This window comes from Parazoarcus communis (genome assembly GCF_003111645.1).
Taxonomy (GTDB): domain Bacteria; phylum Pseudomonadota; class Gammaproteobacteria; order Burkholderiales; family Rhodocyclaceae; genus Parazoarcus; species Parazoarcus communis_A.
In genome coordinates, this window is the sequence record NZ_CP022187.1 from 37,330 (window position 1) to 59,874 (window position 22,545).

Below are 22,545 nucleotides of genomic sequence, written 5' to 3' on the forward strand. Positions count from 1 at the left end.
GTTCCTGTGGCCGGCGTTCTTTCCCGCTGGAAATTGACGCGAGCCACGGTGCGGGCCTGAAATCAGCTGCGCATGCCAACCTTGCCGACGAGTCCGCGCAGGGTTTCCTGCAGGTCCGCCGGGAGTACGACGACCTTCGCATTGCTCGATTCGCTGAGGCTTTCCATGGCCGCAATGTACTTCTCGCCAAGCAGGTACAGCATTGGCGTGGTCTGGTCGCCGATCGAGTTGCTTACGCGACGGATCGACTCGGCCGACGCTTCGGCCAGCATCACCTGGGCGCTGGCATCGCGCTTTGCGGCTTCAAGACGGGCTTCAGCCTCGAGAATCGCCGCCTGCTTGGCGCCCTCGGCCTTCGTCACCGCAGCCTTTCGTTCGCGTTCTGCCGCAGCCTGCATTTCCATGGCGCGCTGCATCGAATCGGACGGGTTGATGTCCTGGATCTCGACCGACTTCACCGTCAGGCCCCAGTCCACCGCTTCGTCGGCGATGCTCTCGCGCAGGCGGGTCTTGATCTTGTCGCGCGAGGACAGCGCCTCGTCGAGTTCCATCTCGCCGACGATCGAGCGCAGCGTGGTCATGATCAGGTTACGGATGGCCTCGGAGAAATCAGTGACGCCATACACCGCCTTCACCGGGTCGGTGATCTTCACGAAGGCAATGGCGTTCGTGCGGATCACCGCGTTGTCGCGGGTGATGACCTCCTGTTCCTGTACGTCGAGGATGAGATCCTTGGTAATCAGCTTGTAGGCGACGTTGTCGAGGTAGGGAATGAGGATGTTGAGGCCGGGGCGCAGGGTGCCGTAGTACTTGCCCAGACGCTCGACGACCCATTCTTCGCCCTGCGGCACGAGGCGGACGCCCTTGGCGATGGTGATGACGACAAAAACCAGTAGTGCCAGCGCAATTGCCAGACCCGATGTCATGAATGCTTACTCCGTGTGTTGTATGTCCGGGTGCGGGCGCGTCGGGGGTGTCGCGGGTGCGACGCACGCGTCCGCCGGTGATCAGGCCTTCGCCACCTTGACGAAGCTGCCCTCGACGCTGACGATCCTGACGCGCTCGCCCGCAGCAATATCGCTTTCTGCCGTGCACGCCCATTCCTCGGCGCCGAGGATCGGCCGCTGGAAGCGCACCTTGCCGCGCTGGTAGGGGGCGACGGCATTGACGAGCAGTCCGGCCTCGCCGATCACGTCGCCGTCTGCGGTGCCAACCAGCGTCTTGTGTGCGTTGCGTTTGAATACCCTGAACCACAGGATCATCATCGCAACGGATGCCGCCAGCCACAGCAGGATCTGGGCCGTCATCGGCATGGAGGGCGCGACGAGCATGAGCAGGCTCAGCAGCAGCGCGCCGAAGCCGAACCAGATCACAAAGAAGGCCGGGATGGCCAGTTCGAGCAGGACGAGGGCAATGCCGCCTACCGTCCAGTGCCACCATTCGATAGTCATGAAGTTCTCCATGCGCGCATTGTAACGCGAGCTCATGACGGTCAGCCGTGCGGAATGTCGCCGCGCGGCCGTGCTGCGGCGGCGCCCCGCGTGCAGGGATCAGACCCGTGCCGGGGGCGCAGCACGTGCCGGTCAGACGGTCAGCACCGATCCCACGAAGTTTGCCAGCTCGGGTGTCTGCGGCGCGGCGAAGATGGCCTTCGGGTCGCCGCTTTCGTGGATGCGGCCGTGGTGCATGAAGATCAGCTTGTTGCCGACATCGCGGGCGAAGCGCATCTCGTGGGTGACCATGATCAGTGTCATGCCTTCGGTGGCGAGCTGGCGCACCACTGCGAGCACTTCGCTGACCAGTTCCGGGTCGAGTGCCGAGGTGATCTCGTCGCACAGCAGCACCTTGGGCTGCATCGCCAGCGCGCGGGCAATCGCCACGCGCTGCTGCTGACCACCCGAGAGCTGATCCGGGAAACTGTCGAACTTGTCCGAGAGTCCGACCTTGAGCATCATTTCCCGCGCGATGTCCTCCACTTCCTTCTTTGCCATGCCCTTGACCACGGTGGGTGCAAGCATCACGTTCTGACCGGCGGTCAGATGCGGGAAGAGGTTGAACTGCTGGAAGACCATGCCGACCTTCTGCCGCAGCGCGCGCAAGTCGCCCTTGCCGTCGTGGAGCGCGGTGCCGTCCACCATCAGCTCGCCCTTGTCGATGGTCTCCAGCCCGTTGATGGTGCGCAGCAGGGTGCTCTTGCCCGAGCCGCTGCGACCGATCAGGGCGATGACGTCACCCTGCGCGACTTCCAGGTCGATGCCCTTGAGGACATGGTTGCTGCCGAAGTGTTTGTGCAGGCCGGTGATCTTAACGAGCGACATGGAATTTCTTCTCCAGGCTTTTTGCGTACAGCGAGAGCGGATAACAGAGGATGAAGTAGCCCACCGCGACCAGACCGAACACGAGGAAGGGCTGGAAGGTAGCGTTGGCGAGCATCGAGCCGGTCTTGGTCAGCTCGGTAAAGCCGATGATGGAGGTCACCGCAGTTCCCTTCACGACCTGAACCGAGAAACCCACCGTCGGCGCGATGGCGATGCGCAGCGCCTGCGGCAGCACGATGTAGCGCATCTGCTGCGGGTAGGACAGGGCCAGGCTGGTTGAGGCTTCCCACTGCCCCTTGGGCACCGACTCCACGCAGCCGCGCCAGATCTCCGCAAGGTAGGCGCTGGTAAACAGGGTGAGTCCGGCGGCTGCCGCAAACCAGGGCGACACATCCACACCGGCGAGTGACAGGCCGAAGAACACGATGAAGAGCTGCATCAGCAGCGGCGTGCCCTGAAAGACTTCGATATACGCCTTGGCGATGGATTGCAGCAGGCGGTTGTGGGCGATGCGGGCAAACAGGACCACGAGGCCGACGCCACCGCCGAGGATGAAAGCGATCAGTGACAGGCCGAGGGTCCATTTTCCGCCTTCGAGCAGGTTGCGGACGATGTCCCAGGTGGAGAACTGTACGAACATCAGCGCGCCCTCCCGACGACGAAGCGCTGTCCGAGCTGTATCAGCAACTGGCGGATCAGCAAGGCCATGACGAAGTAGATGGCCGTGGTCACGAAATAGGTTTCGAATGCGCGGAAGCTGCGCGACTGGATGAAGTTGGCAGCGAAGGTCAGCTCTTCGGTGGCGATCTGCGAACACACGGCCGAGCCGAGCATGACGATGATCACCTGGCTCGTCAGCGCCGGCCAGACCTTGGCCAGGGCCGGGCGCAACACCACATGCTTGAAGGTCTGGGTGCGCGTCATCGCCAGCGATTCTGCCGCTTCGATCTGGCCGCGGGGGGTGGCCTGGATGCCGGCACGGATGATCTCGGTGGAATAGGCGCCGAGGTTGATCACCATGGCGAGCACAGCGGCCTGCCACTCGGTCATCTTGATGCCGAGCGCTGGCAGGCCGAAGAAAATGAAGAACAGCTGGACCAGAAAAGGCGTGTTGCGGATCACTTCGACGTAGAGGCCGAAGAGTCGGTCGAAGGGTGCGAGTTTCCAGGCACGACAGACTGCGCCAACAACGCCGAGACCAATGCCAAGAACGGCCCCGACAGCGGTCAGGGCGAGGGTAAAACCGGCGCCTGTTGCCAGCAGCCCGGCGTTTCCGAACACCGGGGTGAAATCGAATTGGTATGCCATCGCGAGTTCCCGAAGCAACGGATCAGAAGGACCTCCGGGGCGGGAATCACTCCGCCCCGGTGCACCGGAAGCTGCTTACAGATCCTTGGGCAGCGCAGCGTTGAGCCAGCGCTGGGAGATCTCGTTGAGTGCGCCATCCTGCTTGGCCTTGGCGATGATCGCGTTCACCTTGGCCGTCAGCGCGGTTTCGCCCTTGGCAACGCCGACGTAGCACGGCGAGTTCTTGATCAGGAACTTGGCGCTGAGGCGGCGCAGCTTGGTCATGTCATTGACCGCTGCGGCCACCACGTTGCCGGTGGCGATGAACTGCACCTGGCCGGTGAGGTAGGCCGAGATGGTCGAGTTGTTATCCTCGAAGCGCTTGATCGTCAGCGAGGCCGGTGCAATCTTGGTCAACTCGAGGTCTTCCACCGAGCCGCGGGTCACGCCGATCGTCTTGCCGGCCAGCTCTTCAGCCTTGGTCAGCTTGACGTCTTCCGGGCCGAACACGCCATTGAAGAAGGGGGCGTAGGCGTCGCTGAAGTCGATCACCTTCTCACGGTCGGGGTTCTTGCCCAGGCTGGAGATCACCAGATCGGCCTTGCCGGTGGTCAGATAGGGGATGCGGTTGGTGCTGGTGACCGGAATCAGCTCGACCTTGACGCCGAGTTCCTTGCCGATCAGCTTGGCCATGTCGATATCGTAGCCACGGGGCTGGAGGTCCGTGCCCACGCTGCCGAAGGGCGGGAAATCCTGCGGTACGGCGACGCGCAGTGTGCCGGCTTGCTGAATGCCTGCAAGTACATCGGCCTGCGCATCAGTGGTGCCGATCACGCTGGCAACGGCAACGCCGGCAACGAGGCCACACAGGCTGCGAAGGAAAGGGCGGCGGCTGGACTTCATGTGAAAACTCCTTGGGGTTGATGTGAGGAAAGGGTCAGAACTCGGGTGAATCGATGCCGACGCGACGTGCGGCGGCGCTGAGGTGTGCGCGCATTGCTGCACCGGCCGCGGCTGTATCGCCCGCCGAGATTGCAGCGATGATGCGGCGGTGTTCGTCGGCCGGCTCCCAGACCCCGGCAGGGTCGGAAAAGGGCAGGCGCAGCGAGTGGCTGATCTGTTCGCTGAACTGGTTTGCAATGCTCGCCAGGCCAGGGTTGCCGCACAGCTCGGCAAGCAGCAGGTGAAACTGAAGGTCCCAGTCGGCGGCCATCACCAGGTCGCAGGCTTTGAGTGCATGTTCCATGCCGGTCTGTATCGCCTCGAGCTGCGCCAGCCCCTCGGCGTCGATATGGCGCGCGGCCAGGCTGGCCCAGGCCGGTTCGAGCACGGCACGGAACTCGATCAGGGCCTGGGGCGTCATGTTTGCGATACCACGTGGCGGGTGCGCAGGATCGGGGCGACTGCCGGCGGTGACGAACACGCCTTTTCCCGGTTGTGTGCGCACCAGCCCCAGTGCCTCGAGCGTGGAGATCGCTTCGCGCAGCGATGCACGGCTGATCGACAGCTGTTCGGCGAGCTCGCGCTGCGAGGGCAGGGCGCTGCCGTTGGGGAACTCCCGGTCGATGATGCGGCGCTGAAGCGCCTGGGCTGCGAGGTTGGCAATGCTTGGCATCGGGGTCTCTGAGGGTGATGGCCTGACTGGTCAGACCGGTTAGGCCAGTCTTAGCAGGAGCCGTGCCAGGTCCCGAACACCCCTTTTCTGCGCTGATTCATGCGGCTGAGACCGCCGCTAGGCGTTCTTATTGAGGTGCTTGCGCCCCGATTTGGGGATCGTGGGACGATGGAGGAACCACCATGGGGCGCGATCCGGGGCGGTGGTGTCAGAGAGCAGGCAGGGGCGAGGTCGTTCACGATGTTTGCGTTGCGGCTGGTTCAGGGACAACTTCACAAGGGCCATGATCCGATCCTGCTATTCTTGACGCTGACAAACCTATGGATGACAAGCATGAACAGTGGCCCTGCTCCTGGGTGCAATCGCTGCCGTGATATCGCAGCGCTCGACTTCTCATTCTCGATGGCATTTCAGCCGATCTACGACTTTGCCGCCGCTGATGTCTGGGGCTGGGAAGCGCTTGTTAGAGGCGTCAATGGGGAGGGGGCATTTTCGGTTCTGTCCAAGGTGACCGACGAAAATCGCTACGCCTTCGATCAGCAGTGCCGCATCCGCGCAATCGAGCTTGCCCACAGTCTCGGCATGCCCGGACGTCTGAGCATCAACTTTCTGCCCAACGCGGTGTATGAGCCGAAGGCCTGCATCCGCGCGACGGTCGAGGCCGCTGCACGGGTCGGCTTTCCGCTTGAGCGTCTGCAGTTCGAGATTACCGAGGTCGAGGAGGTGCGTGCTGATGGCCATCTGCGGCGCATCGTCGACGAGTACCGCGCGATGGGCATGGGCACGGCAGTGGATGACTTCGGTGCCGGCTACGCGGGCCTCAACCTGCTTATCCGCCTGCAGCCCGATGTGCTCAAGCTCGACATGGACCTGATCCGCAATATCGACAAGGATCGCGTGCGCCGAATCATCGTTGCCCACATGGTGTCGCTTGCGCGCGAGCTGCCATGCACCCTGATCGCCGAGGGCGTGGAAACGCTCGAAGAGGCGCGCTGCCTGCTTGATCTCGGTATCACGCTGCACCAGGGCTATCTGTACGCACGTCCCGCTTTCGAAGCGATTCCAAGGCCGGATCCGGCTGTGCTGGCTGAGCTTGCTGGGGGCTGACCCTAGAGGTGATCAAGCGGCAGTCTCGTGCTGCGTTTGAGTTCGGTCAGCGCGATATTCGATTTGACGCTGCGCACCCCGCCGATCCGCATCAGGCGGTGCAGCATGAAATCCGACAGTGCGGGCAGGCTCGGGGTCATGACCCGCAGCAGGTAGTCTGCCTCGCCACTGATGGCGAAGCATTCGAGCACTTCTTCCATGTCGCGAATTGCGTCGGTGAAGGCATCGGTGTGGACCTCGCCATGACGTTCCAGCGAAACGTTGACGAAAGCGGTCACCCCGAGACCGACTGCGGCCGGGCGCAGCAGCGCGACGTAGCGCTCGATGAATCCGGACTGCTCCAGCCGTTGCACCCGACGACTGACCTGTGAGGGTGAGAGATGAATGCGATCGGCGAGCACCGCATTGGATGCCCGGCCGTCGGTTTGCAGTTCGGACAGCAGTTGCAGGTCGTATTTGTCGAGGTCGATCATGGTTTGTGCAACTTATTGCGATTTGATGCACGAAATATTCGTCGATCCCGTGTTTTGATGCAAACAATGCACGCATCGTGGGCACGCAAGGGCCTACGATAATCCTGTTGCCCGTATCGCCGGGAGCCAAACCCGGCAATACGAATCAAAGCTGATAAAAGCAGGCCGGCGCGCTGTGGGCAGTGTGTCGGACCACAACAGGAGACACGCCCATGAACACGCTCACCGTGGCCGCAGCCACGCCGGTGACAGCGGTGAATCGCGACTACCGCCTTGCCGACAATCTCGAGGCCGTTCGCGGCCAGGTCTTCCTGACCGGTACCCAGGCGCTGGTGCGCCTGCCGCTGATGCAGGCCGCGCTTGACCGCGCAGCGGGACTGAACACCGGCGGCTTCATCAGCGGTTACCGCGGCTCACCGCTCGGCGCATACGACCAGCAGCTGTGGAAAGTGAGACCCCTGCTCGATGCCAACCGCATCCGCTTTCTGCCTGCCGTCAATGAGGAACTCGGGGCGACTGCCGTGCTCGGCTCGCAGCAGGTCGAGCGCGATGAAGCGCGCACCGTCGATGGCGTGTTTGCGATCTGGTACGGCAAGGGGCCGGGCGTGGACCGGGCCGGCGACGCACTGCGCCACGGCAATGCCTATGGTGCTTCGCCGCATGGCGGCGTGCTTGCGGTTATCGGTGACGATCACGGCTGCGTGTCGTCGTCGATGCCGCACCAGAGCGACTTCACCCTGCAGGCGTGGAGCCTGCCGGTGCTCAATCCGGCCTCGGTGGCGGAGATGATCGAGTTTGGTCTGTATGGCTGGGCACTGTCGCGCTTTTCCGGTTGCTGGGTGGGCTTGAAGGCGATCTCGGAGATGGTCGAGAGCGGCTCCACGGTGGATCTGGATGCGATACGGGCCCGCTTCGAGGCGCCAGCGGACTACACGCCGCCAGAAGGCGGGCTGCATTACCGCTGGCCCGATCTGCCGAACCTGGTGATCGAGCAGCGCCTCGCCGCCAAGCTCGACGCTGCGCGTCATTTCGCGCGCCATAACTCGATCGACCGCCTGCTGTGTCCGGCCACGCTGGCCGACGTCGGCATCGTGACCTGTGGCAAGGCGCACCTCGACCTGCTCGAAGCACTGCGCCGACTCGGGCTTGGCATGGATGATCTGGAAGCCAATGGCATCCGCCTGTACAAGGTGGGGCAGAGCTTTCCGCTCGAGCCGGGACGCATGCGTGCCTTTGCAGCCGGCCTGAAGGAAATCCTGGTGGTCGAGGAGAAGGGGCCTTTCGTCGAGCAGCAGATCAAGAACCTGTTCTATAACGACGACCCTGCGCGCCGACCACAGGTGTTCGGCAAGACCGCGCAGTGCGGTGCGCCCTTGCTGTCTGCACTGGGCGAGTTGCGGCCGTCGCGGGTGATGCCTGTGCTGGCCGACTGGCTGGCACGCCATCGTCCCGTGCTGGATCGCCGCGAGCACGTCGAGGATTTCACCGCGCCGACCTTGCTGTCGAACGCGGCCGACGGGGTGCGCCGGGTGCCGTACTTCTGCTCCGGTTGTCCGCACAACACCTCGACCCGTGTGCCCGAGGGCTCGCATGCGCAGGCCGGCATCGGCTGCCACTTCATGGCCTCGTGGATGCCCGACCGCGAGACCACTGGCCTCATCCAGATGGGGGGCGAGGGAGTGGACTGGGTGGCGCATTCGGGCTTCACCCGCACCCCGCACGTGTTCCAGAACCTGGGTGACGGCACCTATTTTCACTCCGGCTTTCTCGCCATCCGCCAGGCGATTGCGGCGCGGACCAATGTCACCTACAAGATTCTCTACAACGACGCGGTGGCGATGACGGGCGGCCAGCCGGTAGACGGCACGGTCACGGTCGACGCCATCGCGCGTCAGGTCGAGGCCGAAGGCGCACGCAGGGTGGTGGTGGTCAGCGACGAGCCGGAGAAGTTCAAGGGACACGAAGGCCAGTTCCCGCGTGGCACGAGCTTTCATCACCGCAGCGAACTCGACACCGTGCAGCGCGAACTGCGCGAGGTGAAGGGCGTCAGTGTGCTGATCTACGATCAGACCTGCGCGGCCGAGAAGCGACGCCGGCGCAAGAAGAAGGCTTACCCGGATCCCGACCGCCGGCTGTTCATCAACGCAGCGGTGTGCGAAGGCTGTGGCGATTGCGGCAAGCAGTCCAACTGCCTGTCCATCGTGCCGCTGGATACCCCGCTGGGGCGCAAGCGCATGATCGACCAGTCCTCGTGCAACAAGGACTATTCCTGTGTCGAAGGCTTCTGCCCCAGCTTCGTGTCGGTGATCGGTGGCAAGGTGCGCAAGGCGGTCGGTGCCAGCTTCGACGAGGACAGGCTGCAGGCGCGGGTGGCGGCGCTTGCGCTGCCGGCGAAGCATGAATGGAGCGGCCCCTACGATCTGCTGGTGACGGGTGTCGGTGGCACCGGCGTCGTGACTGTGGGGGCGCTCGTCACCATGGCTGCGCACCTGGAGGGCAAGTCTGCGTCTGTGCTCGACTTCATGGGCTTCGCGCAGAAGGGCGGGCAGGTGCTGTCCTTCGTGCGCATGGCGACCGATCCCGGCGCGCTCAATCAGGTGCGGATCGACACCCAGCAGGCCGATGCGGTGATTGCCTGCGATCTGGTGGTGGGAGCGAGCAACGATGCGCTGCAGACGATCAAGCATGGGCGCACCCGCGTCGTCGCCAATCTGCACGAGATCCAGACCGCGAAGTTCGTGCTCGATCCCGAGGCCGACCTTCATGTTGAGGCGCTGCTGGAAAAGATCCGGTATGCCGCAGGCGCGGCACAGCTCAGTACCTGTGATGCACAGGCGCTGTCGGTGCGCATGCTCGGCGACACGATAGGCGCGAACATCCTGCTGCTCGGATTCGCCTGGCAGCAGGGGCTGGTGCCGGTTTCGCTCGAGGCACTGGGGCGCGCGATCGAGCTCAACGGGGTGGCTGTGGCCACCAATCTCACCGCATTCAGCCTCGGGCGCCTCGCCGCGGGCGATCCGCAAGGGCTGGCCGCGCTTGCCGGCTCTACGCCCAATTCCGCTGTGCAGCCCGACGAGGGGCAGGGCGAATCCCTGGCTGCACTGGTCGATGCACGGGTCGCGATGCTCACCGTCTATCAGAGTGCGGCCTATGCCACTCAGTACCGGGCGTTGGTGGACGAGGTCGAGCGGGCCGAGCGCAAGCTCGTGGGCGAGCTTGGCGTCCTGCGCTTGAGCCCGGTGGTGGCGCGTGTCCATGCCCGCTTGCTGGCGATAAAGGATGAGTACGAAGTTGCGCGGCTGTTTACCGACGGGCAGTTCGATGCAGCGCTGAACGAGCAGTTCGAGGGTGACTTCAGTCTGCAGTTTCACATGGCGCCGCCGCTGCTGTCGCGTCCCGGCCCCAGCGGGCGTCCGCGCAAGCTCGCCTTCGGCCCGCGGCTGATGCCGCTCCTCAGGCTGCTGGCACGGGCCAAGGTTGTGCGTGGCACGGTGCTCGACATTTTCGGACGCAGCGAGGAGCGTCGCATGGAGCGCGAACTGGCTGCGGACTACGCCCGGACCATCCGTGCGCTGCTGCCGCGGCTCACGAGCGTGAACATGTCGCAGGCGATCGAGCTGGCAGGTCTGGCCGACGGTATTCGAGGCTTCGGCCCGGTGAAGCTTGCGAACCTGCGCCGCATCAAGCAGCAGGAGCGCACGCTCGTGCATGCGCTGGGTCTCGATTTCGTGGCCGGTCCGACGGTTTCGCACCTGTGCGAGCCGGTCCGCGGGCGTGCTGCACTGCACGCGATTTCGGTCGTAAAGGCACCTTGATCTACCCGCAAAGGCGGCGAGCGTTTATCCTTCCGTGCTGGCGTGGCGATCAGACCGGTGTGTCCGGGGTGATCTGCTGCGGGTGCGCAGGGCCGTGGCGCTGCTGCAAGCCTGTTGATCAACGACAACGAGAGAACGAGAGACATGACCGAACGCGTGAACTGCGGGCGCCTGCAGGTGGCTGCCAAGCTCAAGACATTCATCGAAACCGAAGCTCTGCCGGGTACCGGCGTCGATGTAGCCGCCTTCTGGGCCGGATTTGATGCGCTGGTGCATGATCTTGCGCCGAAAAATCGTGCCCTGCTCGCCGAACGCGACCGTTTGCAGACCGAACTGGACAACTGGCATCGCGAACATCCGGGTCCGATCGAAGACATGGGGGGGTATCGTGCCTTCCTGACGTCGATCGGCTATCTGCTGCCGCCCCCGGCTGAGGTCAGCGTCGATACCGCCAACGTGGACAGCGAAATCACCTCGCAGGCCGGCCCGCAACTGGTGGTGCCGGTGATGAACGCACGTTATGCGCTCAATGCCGCCAACGCACGCTGGGGTTCGCTGTACGACGCCCTCTACGGCACCGATGCCATCGCCCAGACCGACGGCGCAGAGATCACCAAGGGCTACAACCCGGTTCGCGGCGCCAAGGTCATCGCTTTCGCGCGCCAGGTGCTCGATCAGGCCGCGCCGCTGGCCGGTGCTTCGCATGCCGATGCCGCCGCTTACGCCGTCGTCGATGGCAAGCTCGCGGTCAGGCTCGCGAACGGCAGCACCGTCGGCCTGCAGCAAGCGGAGAAGTTCGTCGGTTTCGTCGGTGAGGCCGCGGCGCCCACGGCCGTGCTGCTCAAGAACAACGGCATGCATATCGAAGTCCAGATCGATCGCGAAGGCATGATCGGCAAGACCGATGCGGCCGGCATCAACGACCTGCTGATGGAAGCCGCACTGTCGACCATCATGGACTGCGAAGACTCGATCGCTGCGGTCGACGCTGAAGACAAGGTGGTGGTGTATCGCAACTGGCTGGGCCTGATGCAGGGTACGCTGACCGAAGAAGTGGCCAAGGGCGACAAGACCATCGTCCGCCGTCTCAACGCCGATCGCGAATACACCGCTGCAGACGGCGGCGCGCTGCGTCTGCATGGCCGTGCGCTGCTGTTCATCCGCAACGTCGGACATCTGATGACCAACCCGGCCATCATCGACGGCGAAGGCCACGAGATTCCGGAGGGCATTCTGGATGGCGTCGTCACCACCCTGATTTCGCTGCACGACCGTGAGCGCAAGGGCAACTCGCGCACCGGCAGCATGTACATCGTCAAACCCAAGATGCACGGACCGCTTGAAGTCGCGTTTGCCGACGAGTTGTTCGGACGTGTCGAGGACCTGCTCGGGCTGCCGCGCTACACCATGAAGATGGGCATCATGGATGAGGAGCGTCGCACCAGTATCAACCTCAAGGCCTGTATCGCCGCGGCCAGCCATCGCGTGGCCTTCATCAACACCGGCTTCCTCGACCGCACCGGTGACGAGATGCACACCGCGATGGAAGCGGGCCCGATGATGCGCAAGGGCGACATGAAGTCCTCGGCCTGGATTCAGGCGTATGAGCGCAGCAACGTGCTGGTCGGCCTGGCCTGCGGCCTGCGCGGCAAGGCCCAGATCGGCAAGGGCATGTGGGCGATGCCCGACCTGATGGCCGCGATGCTTGAACAGAAGATCGGCCATCCGAAGGCCGGTGCCAACACCGCCTGGGTGCCGTCGCCGACCGCCGCCGTGCTGCATGCGCTGCACTACCACCAGGTCAATGTTCAGGCCGTGCAGCAGGAACTGGAAAAGATCGATCTCGATGCCGAGTACGACAGCCTGCTGGACGGTCTGCTGACCGTACCGGTGGTTGCGGAAGCAAAGTGGTCGGCGGAAGAGCGCCAGCAGGAACTCGACAACAACTGTCAGGGCATCCTGGGTTATGTGGTGCGCTGGGTGGAGCAGGGCGTGGGTTGCTCCAAGGTGCCGGATATCAACAACGTCGGCCTGATGGAAGACCGTGCGACGCTGCGCATCTCCAGCCAGCACATCGCCAACTGGCTGCGTCATGGCGTGGTGCAGCCGGCGGAAGTCGAGGAAACCCTGCGCCGTATGGCTGCGGTGGTGGACGGCCAGAATGCCGGCGATCCCGCCTATCGCCCGATGGCGCCGGATTTTGCGGCCTCGGTTGCATTCCGTGCCGCACGCGACCTGATCTTTGAAGGTTGCGTGCAGCCCAGCGGTTACACCGAGCCGCTGCTGCATCACTACCGTCAGGTGTTCAAGGCCACGCACTAAGCGGCACTGAGCCGGAAGACGGCAAAGCCGGCCCGTGTGGCCGGCTTTTTTGCGCCATGCGACGGACGATCCGGCGGCATCCGGGCCGGGCGTGATAGCCTTGAACCCACGCCAGAATGCCAGATTCGCCAAAAAATGACCCTGCCTGCCGACGTTCGCTTCCCTTCCATCGACGGATTGCGCGCCTTCGAGGCCGCGGCGCGGCTGGGCAGCTTCGAGCGCGCGGCCGACGAGCTCAACGTGACGGCGAGCGCGGTGAGCAAGCGCGTGTCTACGGTCGAGGATTTGCTCGGTGCGAGCCTGCTGGTCCGTGGCGGCAAGGTGCTCGGGCTCAGTGCGCTGGGCAAGGAGTATCTGGAGCAGGTGCGGGCGGCGCTCGGCCTGCTCGCTGCCGTGCCCTTGCACCGGCGTGCCTCGCAGCGTGTCGAGCGTTTGCGCGTGTGCGCGCCGCCGACGTTTGCGCGACAGATTCTGGTGCCCGCGCTGGCGTCCTTCACCCGTGCCCAGCCGCAGATTGAACTCGAAATTGTGCTTAGCGTGCCCTACCTCGATCAGGGCGCAGACGATGCCCAGATCGAGGTGCGTCATGGCGACCTTGCGGCCCATGGCGGCGATGTGCTGATGCAGGACAGGGTCGTGCCGCTGGCATCGCCGTCGCTGCTGAGCACGCATGGACCGCTGAGCGCTGCGGCCGACCTCGCCGGTTTGCCCCTGTTGCGCACGCCGCTGGAACCCTGGGCGCCGCTGTTCGATGTCGCTGGCCTGGGGCGTCTTGAAGAACCGGCAGTCGGGCCGCGTCTGGTCGATCTGGGCCTGCTGCTGGAGGCCGCGGCGAGCGGGCAGGGGGTTGCGCCGGGGCGGCCGTCGCTGGCGCGGCAATGGTTGCGCAGTGGCGCTCTGCTGCCGTTGTTCGGGATTCAGGCCGAGGCGCGCACCCAGTACTACATCGCCACCGCGTCGCCGCAGGGGCCGGCTTCGGTTTTTGCAGACTGGCTGCGCGAGGTGTGTGCTGCAGCAGCGCAGGAAGGAGCGGAACTTCTTTCCCGTCGCAGCTGAAAATCCTTCCGACCGCCGCGAGCGTTTCCGGGCGACGATCAAGGCCTGACAGTTTCAGCCCACCAAATCCAGAAAAATATCCGGAGACCCGCATATGCCCGTGATCACCTGCATCGAAGACCTGCGACGACTTGCCGAAAAGCGCGTGCCGCGCATGTTCTACGATTACGCCGACTCCGGCTCGTGGACCGAGAGCACCTACCGCGCCAACGAATCCGATTTTCAGCCGATCAAGTTGCGCCAGCGTGTGGCGGTCAACATGGAAGGTCGCAGTCTGCGCACGAAGATGGTCGGGCAGGACGTCGCCATGCCGGTGGCGATCGCGCCCACCGGGCTGACGGGCATGCAGCATGCCGACGGAGAGATTCTGGCGGCGCGTGCCGCGGAGAAGTTCGGCGTGCCCTTCACCCTGTCGACGATGAGCATCTGCTCCATCGAAGATATTGCTGCGCATACGACTTCGCCATTCTGGTTTCAGGTGTACATGATGCGCGACCGCGATTTCATCGTCCGCCTCATCGAGCGCGCACGTGCGGCAAAGTGCTCAGCCCTGATGCTCACACTTGACCTGCAGATCCTCGGCCAGCGTCACAAGGATCTCAAGAACGGCCTGTCGGCACCTCCGCGTCCGACCATCGCGAACATGATCAACCTCGCGACCAAGCCGCGCTGGTGTCTCGGCATGCTCGGCACGAAGCGTCGCAGTTTCGGCAACATCGTCGGTCATGCCAAGGGCGTGGGCGACATGTCCTCGCTGTCGAGCTGGACCGCCGAGCAGTTCGACCCCGCACTGAGCTGGGCCGACGTCGAGTGGGTCAAGAAGCAGTGGGGTGGCAAGCTGATCCTGAAAGGGATCATGGACGAAGAAGACGCGCGCCTCGCCGCCGACAGCGGCGCGGATGCGCTGATCGTCTCCAACCACGGCGGCCGTCAGCTCGACGGTGCACCGTCGTCGATTCATGCCCTGCCGGGCATCGTCGAGGCCGTGGGTGACCGCATCGAGGTGTGGATGGACGGCGGCATCCGCAGCGGGCAGGACGTACTGAAAGCGGTCGCGCTCGGCGCGAAGGGCACGCTGATCGGTCGTCCCTTTCTCTACGGACTTGGTGCCATGGGGGAGGCCGGCGTGAGCAAATGCCTGGAACTCATCGCCAACGAGATGGATATCAGCATGGCATTCTGCGGCCACACCGACATTCGCAATGTCGGGCGTGATGTGTTGATTCCGGGGACGTATCCGCGGGGCGCGTGACGCCGCCGGTGGTCTGCTGTCGAGGCGCTGCGGTTTGCGCGCTCCGTCGGGCGGGCAGTCGGTGTCCGATGTTCGCGAAACACAACGCGACATGAAAAAAGAGGGCGCCCCGTTGGGGCGCCCTCTTTCAATCTGGCGCAGCTGCAATTACCAGAGCTGCCACCACGGCCGGTCATCTGCCGGGCCGCCCGAGTAATACACGCTGTTGGGGAAGTTCTTGCGCATCACGCGGTTGGCGTCATCGCGCAGGTCGGTCATGCCAAGGGCGTCGTAGCTCTTGACCATCAGGAACAGAGCCTCTTCGTTCGCAGGTGCGCGCGGATAGGTCGTGATGGCGGCCTGGGCGCGGTTTGCTGCGGCGATATAGGCGCCACGGTTGTAGTAGTAGCGCGCGACGTGCACTTCATGGGACGCCAGCGCGTTTACCAGATATTGCATGCGCTGACGGGCGTCTTCCGCGTAGCGGCTCTCCGGGAAGCGGGTAACGAGGTCGTTGAACGTGTCGAAGGCTTCGCGCGCGCCGCGCGGGTCACGTTCGGACATGTCCTGGTTGGAGAAGCCGGCGAAGATCCCGAGATCTTCGTTGAAGTTGACCAGACCCTTCAGGTAATAGACGTAGTCGACGTTGGGGTGGTTGGGGTGCAGCTTGATGAAACGGTCGGCCGCAGCCAGGGCCAGGGCCGATTCGTTGGACTTGTAATAGGCGTAGGCAGACTCGATCTGCGCCTGCTGGGCAAAGCGACCGTAGGGGTAACGAGCCTCTAGCTTCTCGAACATCTTGATGGCCTGGTCGTAGCCGCCCTCAGACATTGAAGCCTTGGCTTCGGAATACAGCTTTTGTGCACTCCAGCCCGCCGTTTCGTCGATCTGCTCCGGCAGCAGACCGCAGCCGCCAAGCAGCAAGGCGCCGATCAGGGCAGCATTTCCCGCTAAACTTCCGAAGGTGAACCTGGACATCGATAACACTCGCGTGAATGAACTGAAAGATTATAGCCTAGCGGAAGCCGCCGACTCGCGCACCGAAGTGATGATTCCGCGGGATTTTGCCGGCATGAGGATCGATCAGGCCCTCGCCAGGCTGTTTCCCGAGCACTCCCGCAGCCGCCTGCAGGCGTGGTTGCGGGATGGACGCATCCTTGTTGATGGCGGTTCGCCCGATGCAAAGCACAAGGTGTGGGGGGGCGAGCGTCTGGTGATCGAGCCAGCGCCCGAGCCGCAGGCGAGTGCCGAAGCCGCCGAGGACATCCCCCTGCATATCGTCTTCGAGGACGAGGCCCTGCTGGTGATCGACAAGCCGGCCGGACTCGTCGTCCATCCCGGCAGTGGAAACTGGAGCGGTACCCTGCTCAATGCGCTGCTGCATCATGCTCCGGCGCTGGCGGGCATCCCGCGGGCGGGCATCGTGCATCGGCTGGACAAGGACACCAGCGGTCTGCTGGTGGTCGCCAAGACACTAGAGGCGCAGACCGACCTGATTCGCCAGTTGCAGGCGCGCACGGTCAAACGCCACTATCTTGCGCTGGTTCATGGCGGGGTGAAGGGGCCGGGAGAGGTGGATGCGCCAATTGCGCGCCATCCGACCCAGCGCACCAGAATGGCTGTTGTGGGCGGTGGACGTCAGGCGCTGACCCGCTACGTCGTGCGTGAGCGTCTGGCGCGCACGACGCTGGTCGAGTGCAGGCTAGAAACCGGGCGCACACACCAGATTCGGGTGCACATGGCGCACATCGGACATCCGCTGGTCGGCGACCCGGTCTATGGCCTCAAACGCAGTGCCGATCCATTGCTTGACGCTTTTTCGCGCCAGGCCCTGCATGCATTCCGGCTCGGTTTGGTGCATCCTGCGTCAGGGGATGAGATGGCATGGTTCGCGCCGCTTCCTGATGATTTTTCTGTGCTGTTGCACAGCCTTGGAGGGAGTTTCAAACCATGACCCGTTCCTTGATCGTGCCCGACTGGCCTGCGCCGGGGAATGTGAAGGCACTGGTAACGACGCGTGCGGGCGGCGTCAGTGCTGCACCCTATGACAGCCTGAATCTCGGCGCCCATGTTGGCGACGACGCGCAGGCCGTGGCCGAAAACCGGGCGCGGCTGAAGCGTCTGTTGCCTGCTGAGCCTGCTTGGCTGGATCAGGTGCACGGCACGCGTGTCATCGACCTCGACAATCTGCCGCCCGAACCGAAGGGCGATGCGGCGCTGACGCGGCTTGAGAGACGGGTTTGCGCCGTGATGACGGCGGACTGTCTGCCAGTGCTGTTCTGCGATGATACCGGCACCGTTGTTGCGGCCGCACATGCGGGCTGGCGCGGACTGGTGTCGGGTGTGCTGGAGGCAACTGTCGCCAGCATGACGGTGCGGCCCGACTGTGTGCTGGCCTGGTTGGGACCGGCGATCGGGCCCGGTGCCTTCGAGGTCGGCGACGAGGTACGGGAAGCGTTTCTGGCGCGCGATCGCGGCGCAGCAGAGGCTTTCATCAACAATGGCCAGCCCGGAAAGTGGCTGGCCGACCTCTACATGCTTGCGCGACGACGTCTGGTGCGAGCCGGTGTTGCCCGGATCTATGGCGGGGGCCTTTGTACCTGGACCGACCGTGAGCGTTTCTATTCCTATCGCCGTGATGGCGTTACCGGTCGCTTCGCATCCATGATCTGGCTTGGAGACGGGGGCAGATGACGCGCTGCAGCGTCGTGTCACGCATATTGGCTATTGCTCGGCGCTCGAATCATCTCTATCGTTGAGGTCCTCAGCGGCCTCGCGCTCCCGTTGGCGCCGACGTCGGGCAGGTGTGCCGAACAGCCACACGAAAAGCGCCATTGGAGCGAGTCCGTAAAATACGAATGTCAGCACGCCGCCAACCACTGTGTCATCGGAAATGGCGGCGAGAAGTGCGACGTAGAACCAGGCGATTGCGATCAGGTACATGGCGGGATTCTACCCGTGTGACCGGGCTCAGTCGTTAAACTGGTGCTGGATCTGACCGGTTGGGCTCTCGCGGCAACGCAGTGCCTGCCGAAGCCTAAGGAGGGGCTGATGTCCGACTCGAATGACAAGCAGGCGCCTGCCGCCATGCAGGCAATGTTGCTGGCGGGGCAGACCATGGCAACGACTTTTTTCGACATGGTCGCCAAACAGCATGCTGCGATGCAGGACTCGTCGGGTGTGGCTGCGCCGCAGCTGCCACTGCCGGAGTCCGAAGCCCTCAAGCGAATGCAGGAGGAGTTTGCGTCCAAGCACGTCGCGCTGTGGTCTTCCTTGCTGGGGAGCAAGCCGGGCGAGGCGCGAGAGCAGGTTGCACAGCCCGAGCCCGGAGATCGCCGTTTCAACGCGCCGGAATGGACGGAAAGTCCAGTCTTTGACTACGTGCGTCAGGCCTATCTGGTCAATGCCGGCTTTCTGAAGCAGGTTGCCGACGAGATGCCGATCTCGGACGGTCGAGCAAAGTCCCGCATTCAATTTCTCACCCGGCAGTACATCGACGCGCTGGCGCCGAGCAATTTCGCCGCGACCAACCCCGAGTTCATCAAGGCCGCGGTTGAAAGCAAGGGTGACAGCATTACCCAGGGCATCCGCAATCTCATCGATGATCTTGAGAAGGGCCGGATTTCGATGACAGATGACGGCGCTTTCGAGGTCGGGCGCAACCTGGCGGTGTCGCCCGGTGCGGTGGTCTTCGAGAACGATCTCATGCAGCTCATTCAGTACGCGCCGCTCACCGAGAAGGTCGGGCAGGTACCGCTGCTGATCGTGCCGCCCTGCATCAACAAGTTCTACATCATGGACCTCCAGCCGGAGAACTCCCTGGTGCGCTTCATTGTGGAGCAGGGCGTCACGGTATTCCTGGTGTCGTGGAAGAACGCCGGGGCTGCCCAGTCCAAATGCAACTGGGACGACTACCTGGAGATGGGGCCGATTGCCGCACTCGACGTCGTGCGTTCGATCACCCGTACAAAAAAACCCAACGTCCTGGGGTTCTGCGTGGGGGGCACAATCCTGACCTCGGCGATTGCAGTGCTGAAGGCGCGCGGCGAAGATCCGGTCTCCAGCCTCACGCTGATGACCACGCTGCTCGATTTCGCCGATGCCGGCGAGTTGGGCTGTCTGGTGGACGAGGCGAGCGTGACTGCGCGCGAAGCTGCAATCGGAAAAGGCGGTCTGCTCAAGGGGCAGGAGCTTGCGAACGTGTTCTCTTTCCTGCGGGCGAACGACCTTGTGTGGCAGTACGTGGTCGGCAACTACCTCAAGGGTAAGAAGCCACAGGCTTTCGACCTGCTCTACTGGAACTCGGACTCGACCAACCTGCCGGGGCCGTTCCTGACCTGGTACCTGCGCAACATGTACCTCGAAAACAACCTGCGCGTGCCGGGCAAACTCAAGATGCTTGGGCAGAAGGTCGATCTTGGCAAGGTGGATGTGCCCGCCTACCTGATGGCGGCGCGTGAGGATCACATCGTGCCGTGGGCGAGTGCCTACCTCGGGCGCAATCTCCTTGGCGGCGACACGACTTTCGTTCTCGGCGCAAGCGGTCACATCGCCGGTGCCATCAACCCGGCGACCAAGAATCGTCGCAGCTACTGGACGAGCGCATCGTCTGCCGCAGATCCGGAAGAATGGCTTGGCGCGGCGGAAGAGCACAAGGGAAGCTGGTGGCTGCACTGGGCGGAATGGCTCAAGAGCTTCAGCGGCAAGCAGGTCGCGGCGCGCGGACGTCTTGGCAGCACGAAGTTCGAGCCGATCGAGCCCGCACCGGGGCGTTACGTAAAAGAAAAATCCTGATACAGACTACGGTGTAGTTTGAGTCAACGGTTGCTTGCGGATCGGGCGGGGCCGCTTGCAGCACAAATTGAACCCCCCCGGCACATCCGATTGGGAGAGGAGGAACAATATGTCAAGAGTTGCACTGGTTACCGGGGGCATGGGTGGGCTTGGCGAAGCCGTTTGCATCAAGCTGGCAGCGCTGGGCTACAAGGTGGTGACGACTCACTCGCCGGGTAACACCAAGGCTGAGGAGTGGCTCGCATCGATGAACAAGATGGGCTACGGCTTCAGGGCCTTTGCATGCGACGTTGCAGATTTCGATTCCTGCAAGGCGTGCGTGGAGCAGGTCACCAAGGAAGTGGGCCCCGTCGATGTTCTGGTGAACAACGCCGGCATCACGCGCGACATGACTTTCAAGAAAATGAACAAGGCCGACTGGGATGCGGTGATCAGCACCAACCTCGACTCCGTGTTCAACATGACCAAGCAGGTCATGGAAGGCATGCTCGAGCGCAAGTGGGGACGTGTGATCAATGTGTCCTCGGTAAATGGTCAGAAAGGCGCATTCGGCCAGACCAACTATTCGGCCGCCAAGGCCGGCATGCACGGCTTCACAAAGGCGCTGGCGCTTGAAGTTGCGCGTAGCGGGGTGACGGTCAACACCATTTCGCCGGGCTATATCGGCACCAAGATGGTGATGGCGATTCCGCAGGAGATTCTCGACTCGAAGATCCTGCCCCAGATTCCGGTGGCCCGTCTGGGCAAGCCGGAAGAGATTGCAGGTCTGGTTGCCTACCTTTCTTCCGAGGAGGCGGCATTCGTGACGGGGGCCAATATCTCGATCAACGGCGGTCAGCACATGTTCTGAGCGGTCTTTGCCGCGATATGGACGGCCTGTCCCGGGAGGGGCAGGCCGTTTTTTCTTGCCCTATTGCAACGCAGCATTTCTGCAAGAGTGCGTTTATACTGTTGGTGTTATGTGGCTGACGCGCTGCCGCAAGACAGGTGTGGGCAGAGGCGGCATCAGGCTGCGCTGTCCGAAAACGATAACTCGATGCAGAAGGATTCGATGATGTCTCAGAAAATTGCACTCGTTACGGGCGCTATGGGCGGCCTCGGTACCGCAATTTGCCAATCCCTCGCAAATGGTGGGATGAAGGTTGTCGCCAACTGCCTGCCTGCTTTTCCCCAGAAAGATGAGTGGCTGATGCAGCAGAAGGAGCTGGGCTTCGATTTCGTGGCAGCTGAGGGTGACGTCTCCGACTATGAGTCGTGCAAGGCCATGGTTGCAAAGATCGAGGCTGAAGTGGGTCCGATCGACGTCCTCGTGAACAACGCCGGCATCACCCGCGACAAGTTCTTCCCGAAGATGGAGAAGGGCCAGTGGGATGCGGTGATCAACACCAACCTCAACAGCCTTTTCAACGTCACCCATCACATTTCGCCGAAGATGGCTGAGCGTGGCTGGGGCCGTATCATCAACATCTCCTCGGTTAACGGTGTCAAGGGTCAGGCGGGTCAGGCCAACTACTCCACGGCCAAGGCCGGTGTACTGGGCTTCACCAAGGCTCTGGCGTCCGAGCTGGCAACCAAGGGTGTGACCGTCAACGCGATCGCCCCGGGTTATATCGGCACCGACATGGTCATGGCAATCCGTGACGACATCCGTCAGGGCATCATCGACACCGTGCCGATGAAGCGTCTGGGCAAGCCGGAAGAGATCGGCGGGCTGTGCGCCTACCTGTCGTCCGAGCTGGCCGGGTACATCACCGGCGCGACGATCAATATCAACGGCGGCCTGCACATGTGCTGATGCCGCATCCGTGGATATTGCGGATTTGCGTAACCCCGTCCTGTGGCGGGGTTTTTCTTTTCGCAGCGCGGTATAATTTCAAAGACAAGTTAGAGCGGAACCCACCGCCGCCGAGGAGGACTTCACCATGGCCGACAAATCGCGCCTGATCAAGAAATACCCGAACCGTCGTCTGTACGACACCCGGACCAGTTCCTACATCACCCTGTCGGACGTGAAGGAGCTCGTGCTAGGAAACGAAGATTTCCAGGTGGTGGACGCCAAAACGGGCGACGACCTGACGCGCAGCATCCTGCTGCAGATCATCCTCGAGGAAGAGGCCGGTGGTGCGCCGATGTTCACCAGCGACCTGCTCTCGCACATGATCCGCTTCTACGGCAATGCGATGCAGGGCATGATGGGCAAGTACCTTGAGAACAACATCAAGGCCTTCACCGACATGCAGGGCAAGCTCCAGGAGCAGGCCCGCGGCATCTATGGCGAGAACAGCCCGATCAGCCAGGATCTCTGGGCCCAGTTCCTGAATTTTCAGGGGCCGGCGCTGCAGAGCATGATGGGCACCTACGTCGAGCAATCGAAGAAGATGTTCCAGCAGATGCAGGATCAGGTCGAGAGCCAGACGCGCAACATGTTTACCGGTTTCCAGTTTCCGGCCTATACACCGCCGACGGCGGAAGACAAGGCAGAAAACGCCGAACCCGACGTCAAGACCCGCACCGACAAATAAGGTGC

21 protein-coding genes are annotated in these 22,545 nt (G+C 63.1%); 11 read left to right on the forward strand and 10 right to left on the reverse strand.

From position 1 onward, the window contains the following. Positions 1-62 precede the first annotated feature (62 nt). From CEW83_RS00185 to CEW83_RS00215, 7 genes are all read right to left on the reverse strand, one after another. Entirely contained in the window at positions 63-926 is an 864-nt protein-coding gene (locus CEW83_RS00185; protein ID WP_108947544.1) for an SPFH domain-containing protein, read from the reverse strand. Between the two features lie 81 nt (positions 927-1,007). Then, positions 1,008-1,451: an NfeD family protein gene (locus CEW83_RS00190; RefSeq protein WP_234418945.1), complete on the reverse strand. Its 444-nt coding sequence runs from the start codon at positions 1,449-1,451 to the stop codon at positions 1,008-1,010. A gap of 132 nt (positions 1,452-1,583) precedes the next feature. Further along, on the reverse strand, positions 1,584-2,318 hold the full coding sequence (locus tag CEW83_RS00195) for an amino acid ABC transporter ATP-binding protein (RefSeq protein ID WP_108947545.1): 735 nt from the start codon (positions 2,316-2,318) through the stop codon (positions 1,584-1,586). Next, positions 2,305-2,958 carry an amino acid ABC transporter permease gene (locus tag CEW83_RS00200; RefSeq protein ID WP_108947546.1) on the reverse strand — a complete coding sequence of 218 codons (654 nt, stop codon included), beginning with the start codon at positions 2,956-2,958 and terminating at the stop codon, positions 2,305-2,307. Before CEW83_RS00200 ends, CEW83_RS00195 begins: the two co-directional genes overlap by 14 nt. Then, positions 2,958-3,626: an amino acid ABC transporter permease gene (locus CEW83_RS00205; RefSeq protein WP_108947547.1), complete on the reverse strand. Its 669-nt coding sequence runs from the start codon at positions 3,624-3,626 to the stop codon at positions 2,958-2,960. The genes CEW83_RS00200 and CEW83_RS00205 overlap by 1 nt, the downstream gene beginning before the upstream one ends. 75 nt (positions 3,627-3,701) lie before the next feature. Beyond that, positions 3,702-4,508 carry a transporter substrate-binding domain-containing protein gene (locus CEW83_RS00210; protein WP_108947548.1) on the reverse strand — a complete coding sequence of 269 codons (807 nt, stop codon included), beginning with the start codon at positions 4,506-4,508 and terminating at the stop codon, positions 3,702-3,704. 34 nt (positions 4,509-4,542) lie between these two features. Next, positions 4,543-5,220 carry a FadR/GntR family transcriptional regulator gene (locus CEW83_RS00215; RefSeq protein ID WP_108947549.1) on the reverse strand — a complete coding sequence of 226 codons (678 nt, stop codon included), beginning with the start codon at positions 5,218-5,220 and terminating at the stop codon, positions 4,543-4,545. 333 nt (positions 5,221-5,553) lie between these two features. Between CEW83_RS00215 and CEW83_RS00220 the strand changes: the two genes are divergently transcribed. Next, positions 5,554-6,327 carry an EAL domain-containing protein gene (locus CEW83_RS00220; RefSeq protein ID WP_234418946.1) on the forward strand — a complete coding sequence of 258 codons (774 nt, stop codon included), beginning with the start codon at positions 5,554-5,556 and terminating at the stop codon, positions 6,325-6,327. 2 nt (positions 6,328-6,329) lie between these two features. Here CEW83_RS00220 and CEW83_RS00225 read toward each other — a convergent pair whose 3' ends face one another. Continuing rightward, entirely contained in the window at positions 6,330-6,800 is a 471-nt protein-coding gene (locus CEW83_RS00225) for an Lrp/AsnC family transcriptional regulator (RefSeq protein ID WP_108947551.1), read from the reverse strand. Positions 6,801-7,012: 212 nt separating this feature from the next. On the opposite strand from CEW83_RS00225, the gene CEW83_RS00230 reads away from it, so the two are divergent. The 4 genes from CEW83_RS00230 (at position 7,013) to CEW83_RS00245 (ending at position 15,245) form a co-directional block, all read left to right on the forward strand. Beyond that, positions 7,013-10,615 (forward strand): indolepyruvate ferredoxin oxidoreductase family protein, encoded by a 3,603-nt coding sequence (locus CEW83_RS00230; protein WP_108947552.1) that lies wholly within the window; start codon positions 7,013-7,015, stop codon positions 10,613-10,615. 144 nt (positions 10,616-10,759) lie between these two features. Then, a complete protein-coding gene (locus CEW83_RS00235; RefSeq protein ID WP_108947553.1) occupies positions 10,760-12,937 on the forward strand; it encodes a malate synthase G in 2,178 nt (725 codons plus the stop codon). 135 nt (positions 12,938-13,072) lie between these two features. After that, a complete protein-coding gene (locus CEW83_RS00240) occupies positions 13,073-13,993 on the forward strand; it encodes a LysR substrate-binding domain-containing protein (RefSeq protein ID WP_108947554.1) in 921 nt (306 codons plus the stop codon). 94 nt (positions 13,994-14,087) lie between these two features. After that, a complete protein-coding gene (locus tag CEW83_RS00245) occupies positions 14,088-15,245 on the forward strand; it encodes an alpha-hydroxy acid oxidase (RefSeq protein WP_108947555.1) in 1,158 nt (385 codons plus the stop codon). A gap of 147 nt (positions 15,246-15,392) precedes the next feature. On the opposite strand, the gene CEW83_RS00250 is transcribed toward CEW83_RS00245, so the two are convergent. Then, a complete protein-coding gene (locus CEW83_RS00250; protein WP_108947556.1) occupies positions 15,393-16,202 on the reverse strand; it encodes an outer membrane protein assembly factor BamD in 810 nt (269 codons plus the stop codon). Here CEW83_RS00250 and rluD point away from each other — a divergent pair. Together rluD and pgeF are read left to right on the forward strand one after the other, a co-directional pair. Further along, the gene (gene rluD / locus CEW83_RS00255; RefSeq protein WP_108947557.1) at positions 16,189-17,178 is read left to right on the forward strand and encodes a 23S rRNA pseudouridine(1911/1915/1917) synthase RluD; all 990 of its coding nucleotides are present in this window, start codon (positions 16,189-16,191) and stop codon (positions 17,176-17,178) included. The genes CEW83_RS00250 and rluD overlap by 14 nt on opposite strands. After that, positions 17,175-17,918, forward strand: a complete 744-nt coding sequence (gene pgeF, locus CEW83_RS00260; protein ID WP_108947558.1) for a peptidoglycan editing factor PgeF — start codon at positions 17,175-17,177, stop codon at positions 17,916-17,918. The genes rluD and pgeF overlap by 4 nt, the downstream gene beginning before the upstream one ends. A 30-nt stretch (positions 17,919-17,948) precedes the next feature. Here the strand turns inward: pgeF and CEW83_RS00265 are convergent, their stop codons facing one another. Beyond that, positions 17,949-18,167 (reverse strand): hypothetical protein, encoded by a 219-nt coding sequence (locus tag CEW83_RS00265; RefSeq protein WP_108947559.1) that lies wholly within the window; start codon positions 18,165-18,167, stop codon positions 17,949-17,951. 108 nt (positions 18,168-18,275) lie between these two features. Between CEW83_RS00265 and phaC the strand changes: the two genes are divergently transcribed. From phaC to phaR, 4 genes are all read left to right on the forward strand, one after another. Beyond that, positions 18,276-20,018 carry a class I poly(R)-hydroxyalkanoic acid synthase gene (gene phaC / locus CEW83_RS00270; RefSeq protein ID WP_108951096.1) on the forward strand — a complete coding sequence of 581 codons (1,743 nt, stop codon included), beginning with the start codon at positions 18,276-18,278 and terminating at the stop codon, positions 20,016-20,018. A 109-nt stretch (positions 20,019-20,127) separates the two neighbouring features. Next, the gene (locus CEW83_RS00275; protein ID WP_108947560.1) at positions 20,128-20,868 is read left to right on the forward strand and encodes a beta-ketoacyl-ACP reductase; all 741 of its coding nucleotides are present in this window, start codon (positions 20,128-20,130) and stop codon (positions 20,866-20,868) included. A gap of 204 nt (positions 20,869-21,072) precedes the next feature. Further along, positions 21,073-21,813: a beta-ketoacyl-ACP reductase gene (locus CEW83_RS00280; RefSeq protein ID WP_108951097.1), complete on the forward strand. Its 741-nt coding sequence runs from the start codon at positions 21,073-21,075 to the stop codon at positions 21,811-21,813. A 127-nt stretch (positions 21,814-21,940) separates the two neighbouring features. Beyond that, entirely contained in the window at positions 21,941-22,540 is a 600-nt protein-coding gene (phaR, locus tag CEW83_RS00285; protein WP_108947561.1) for a polyhydroxyalkanoate synthesis repressor PhaR, read from the forward strand. The last annotated feature ends 5 nt before the right edge of the window (positions 22,541-22,545 follow it).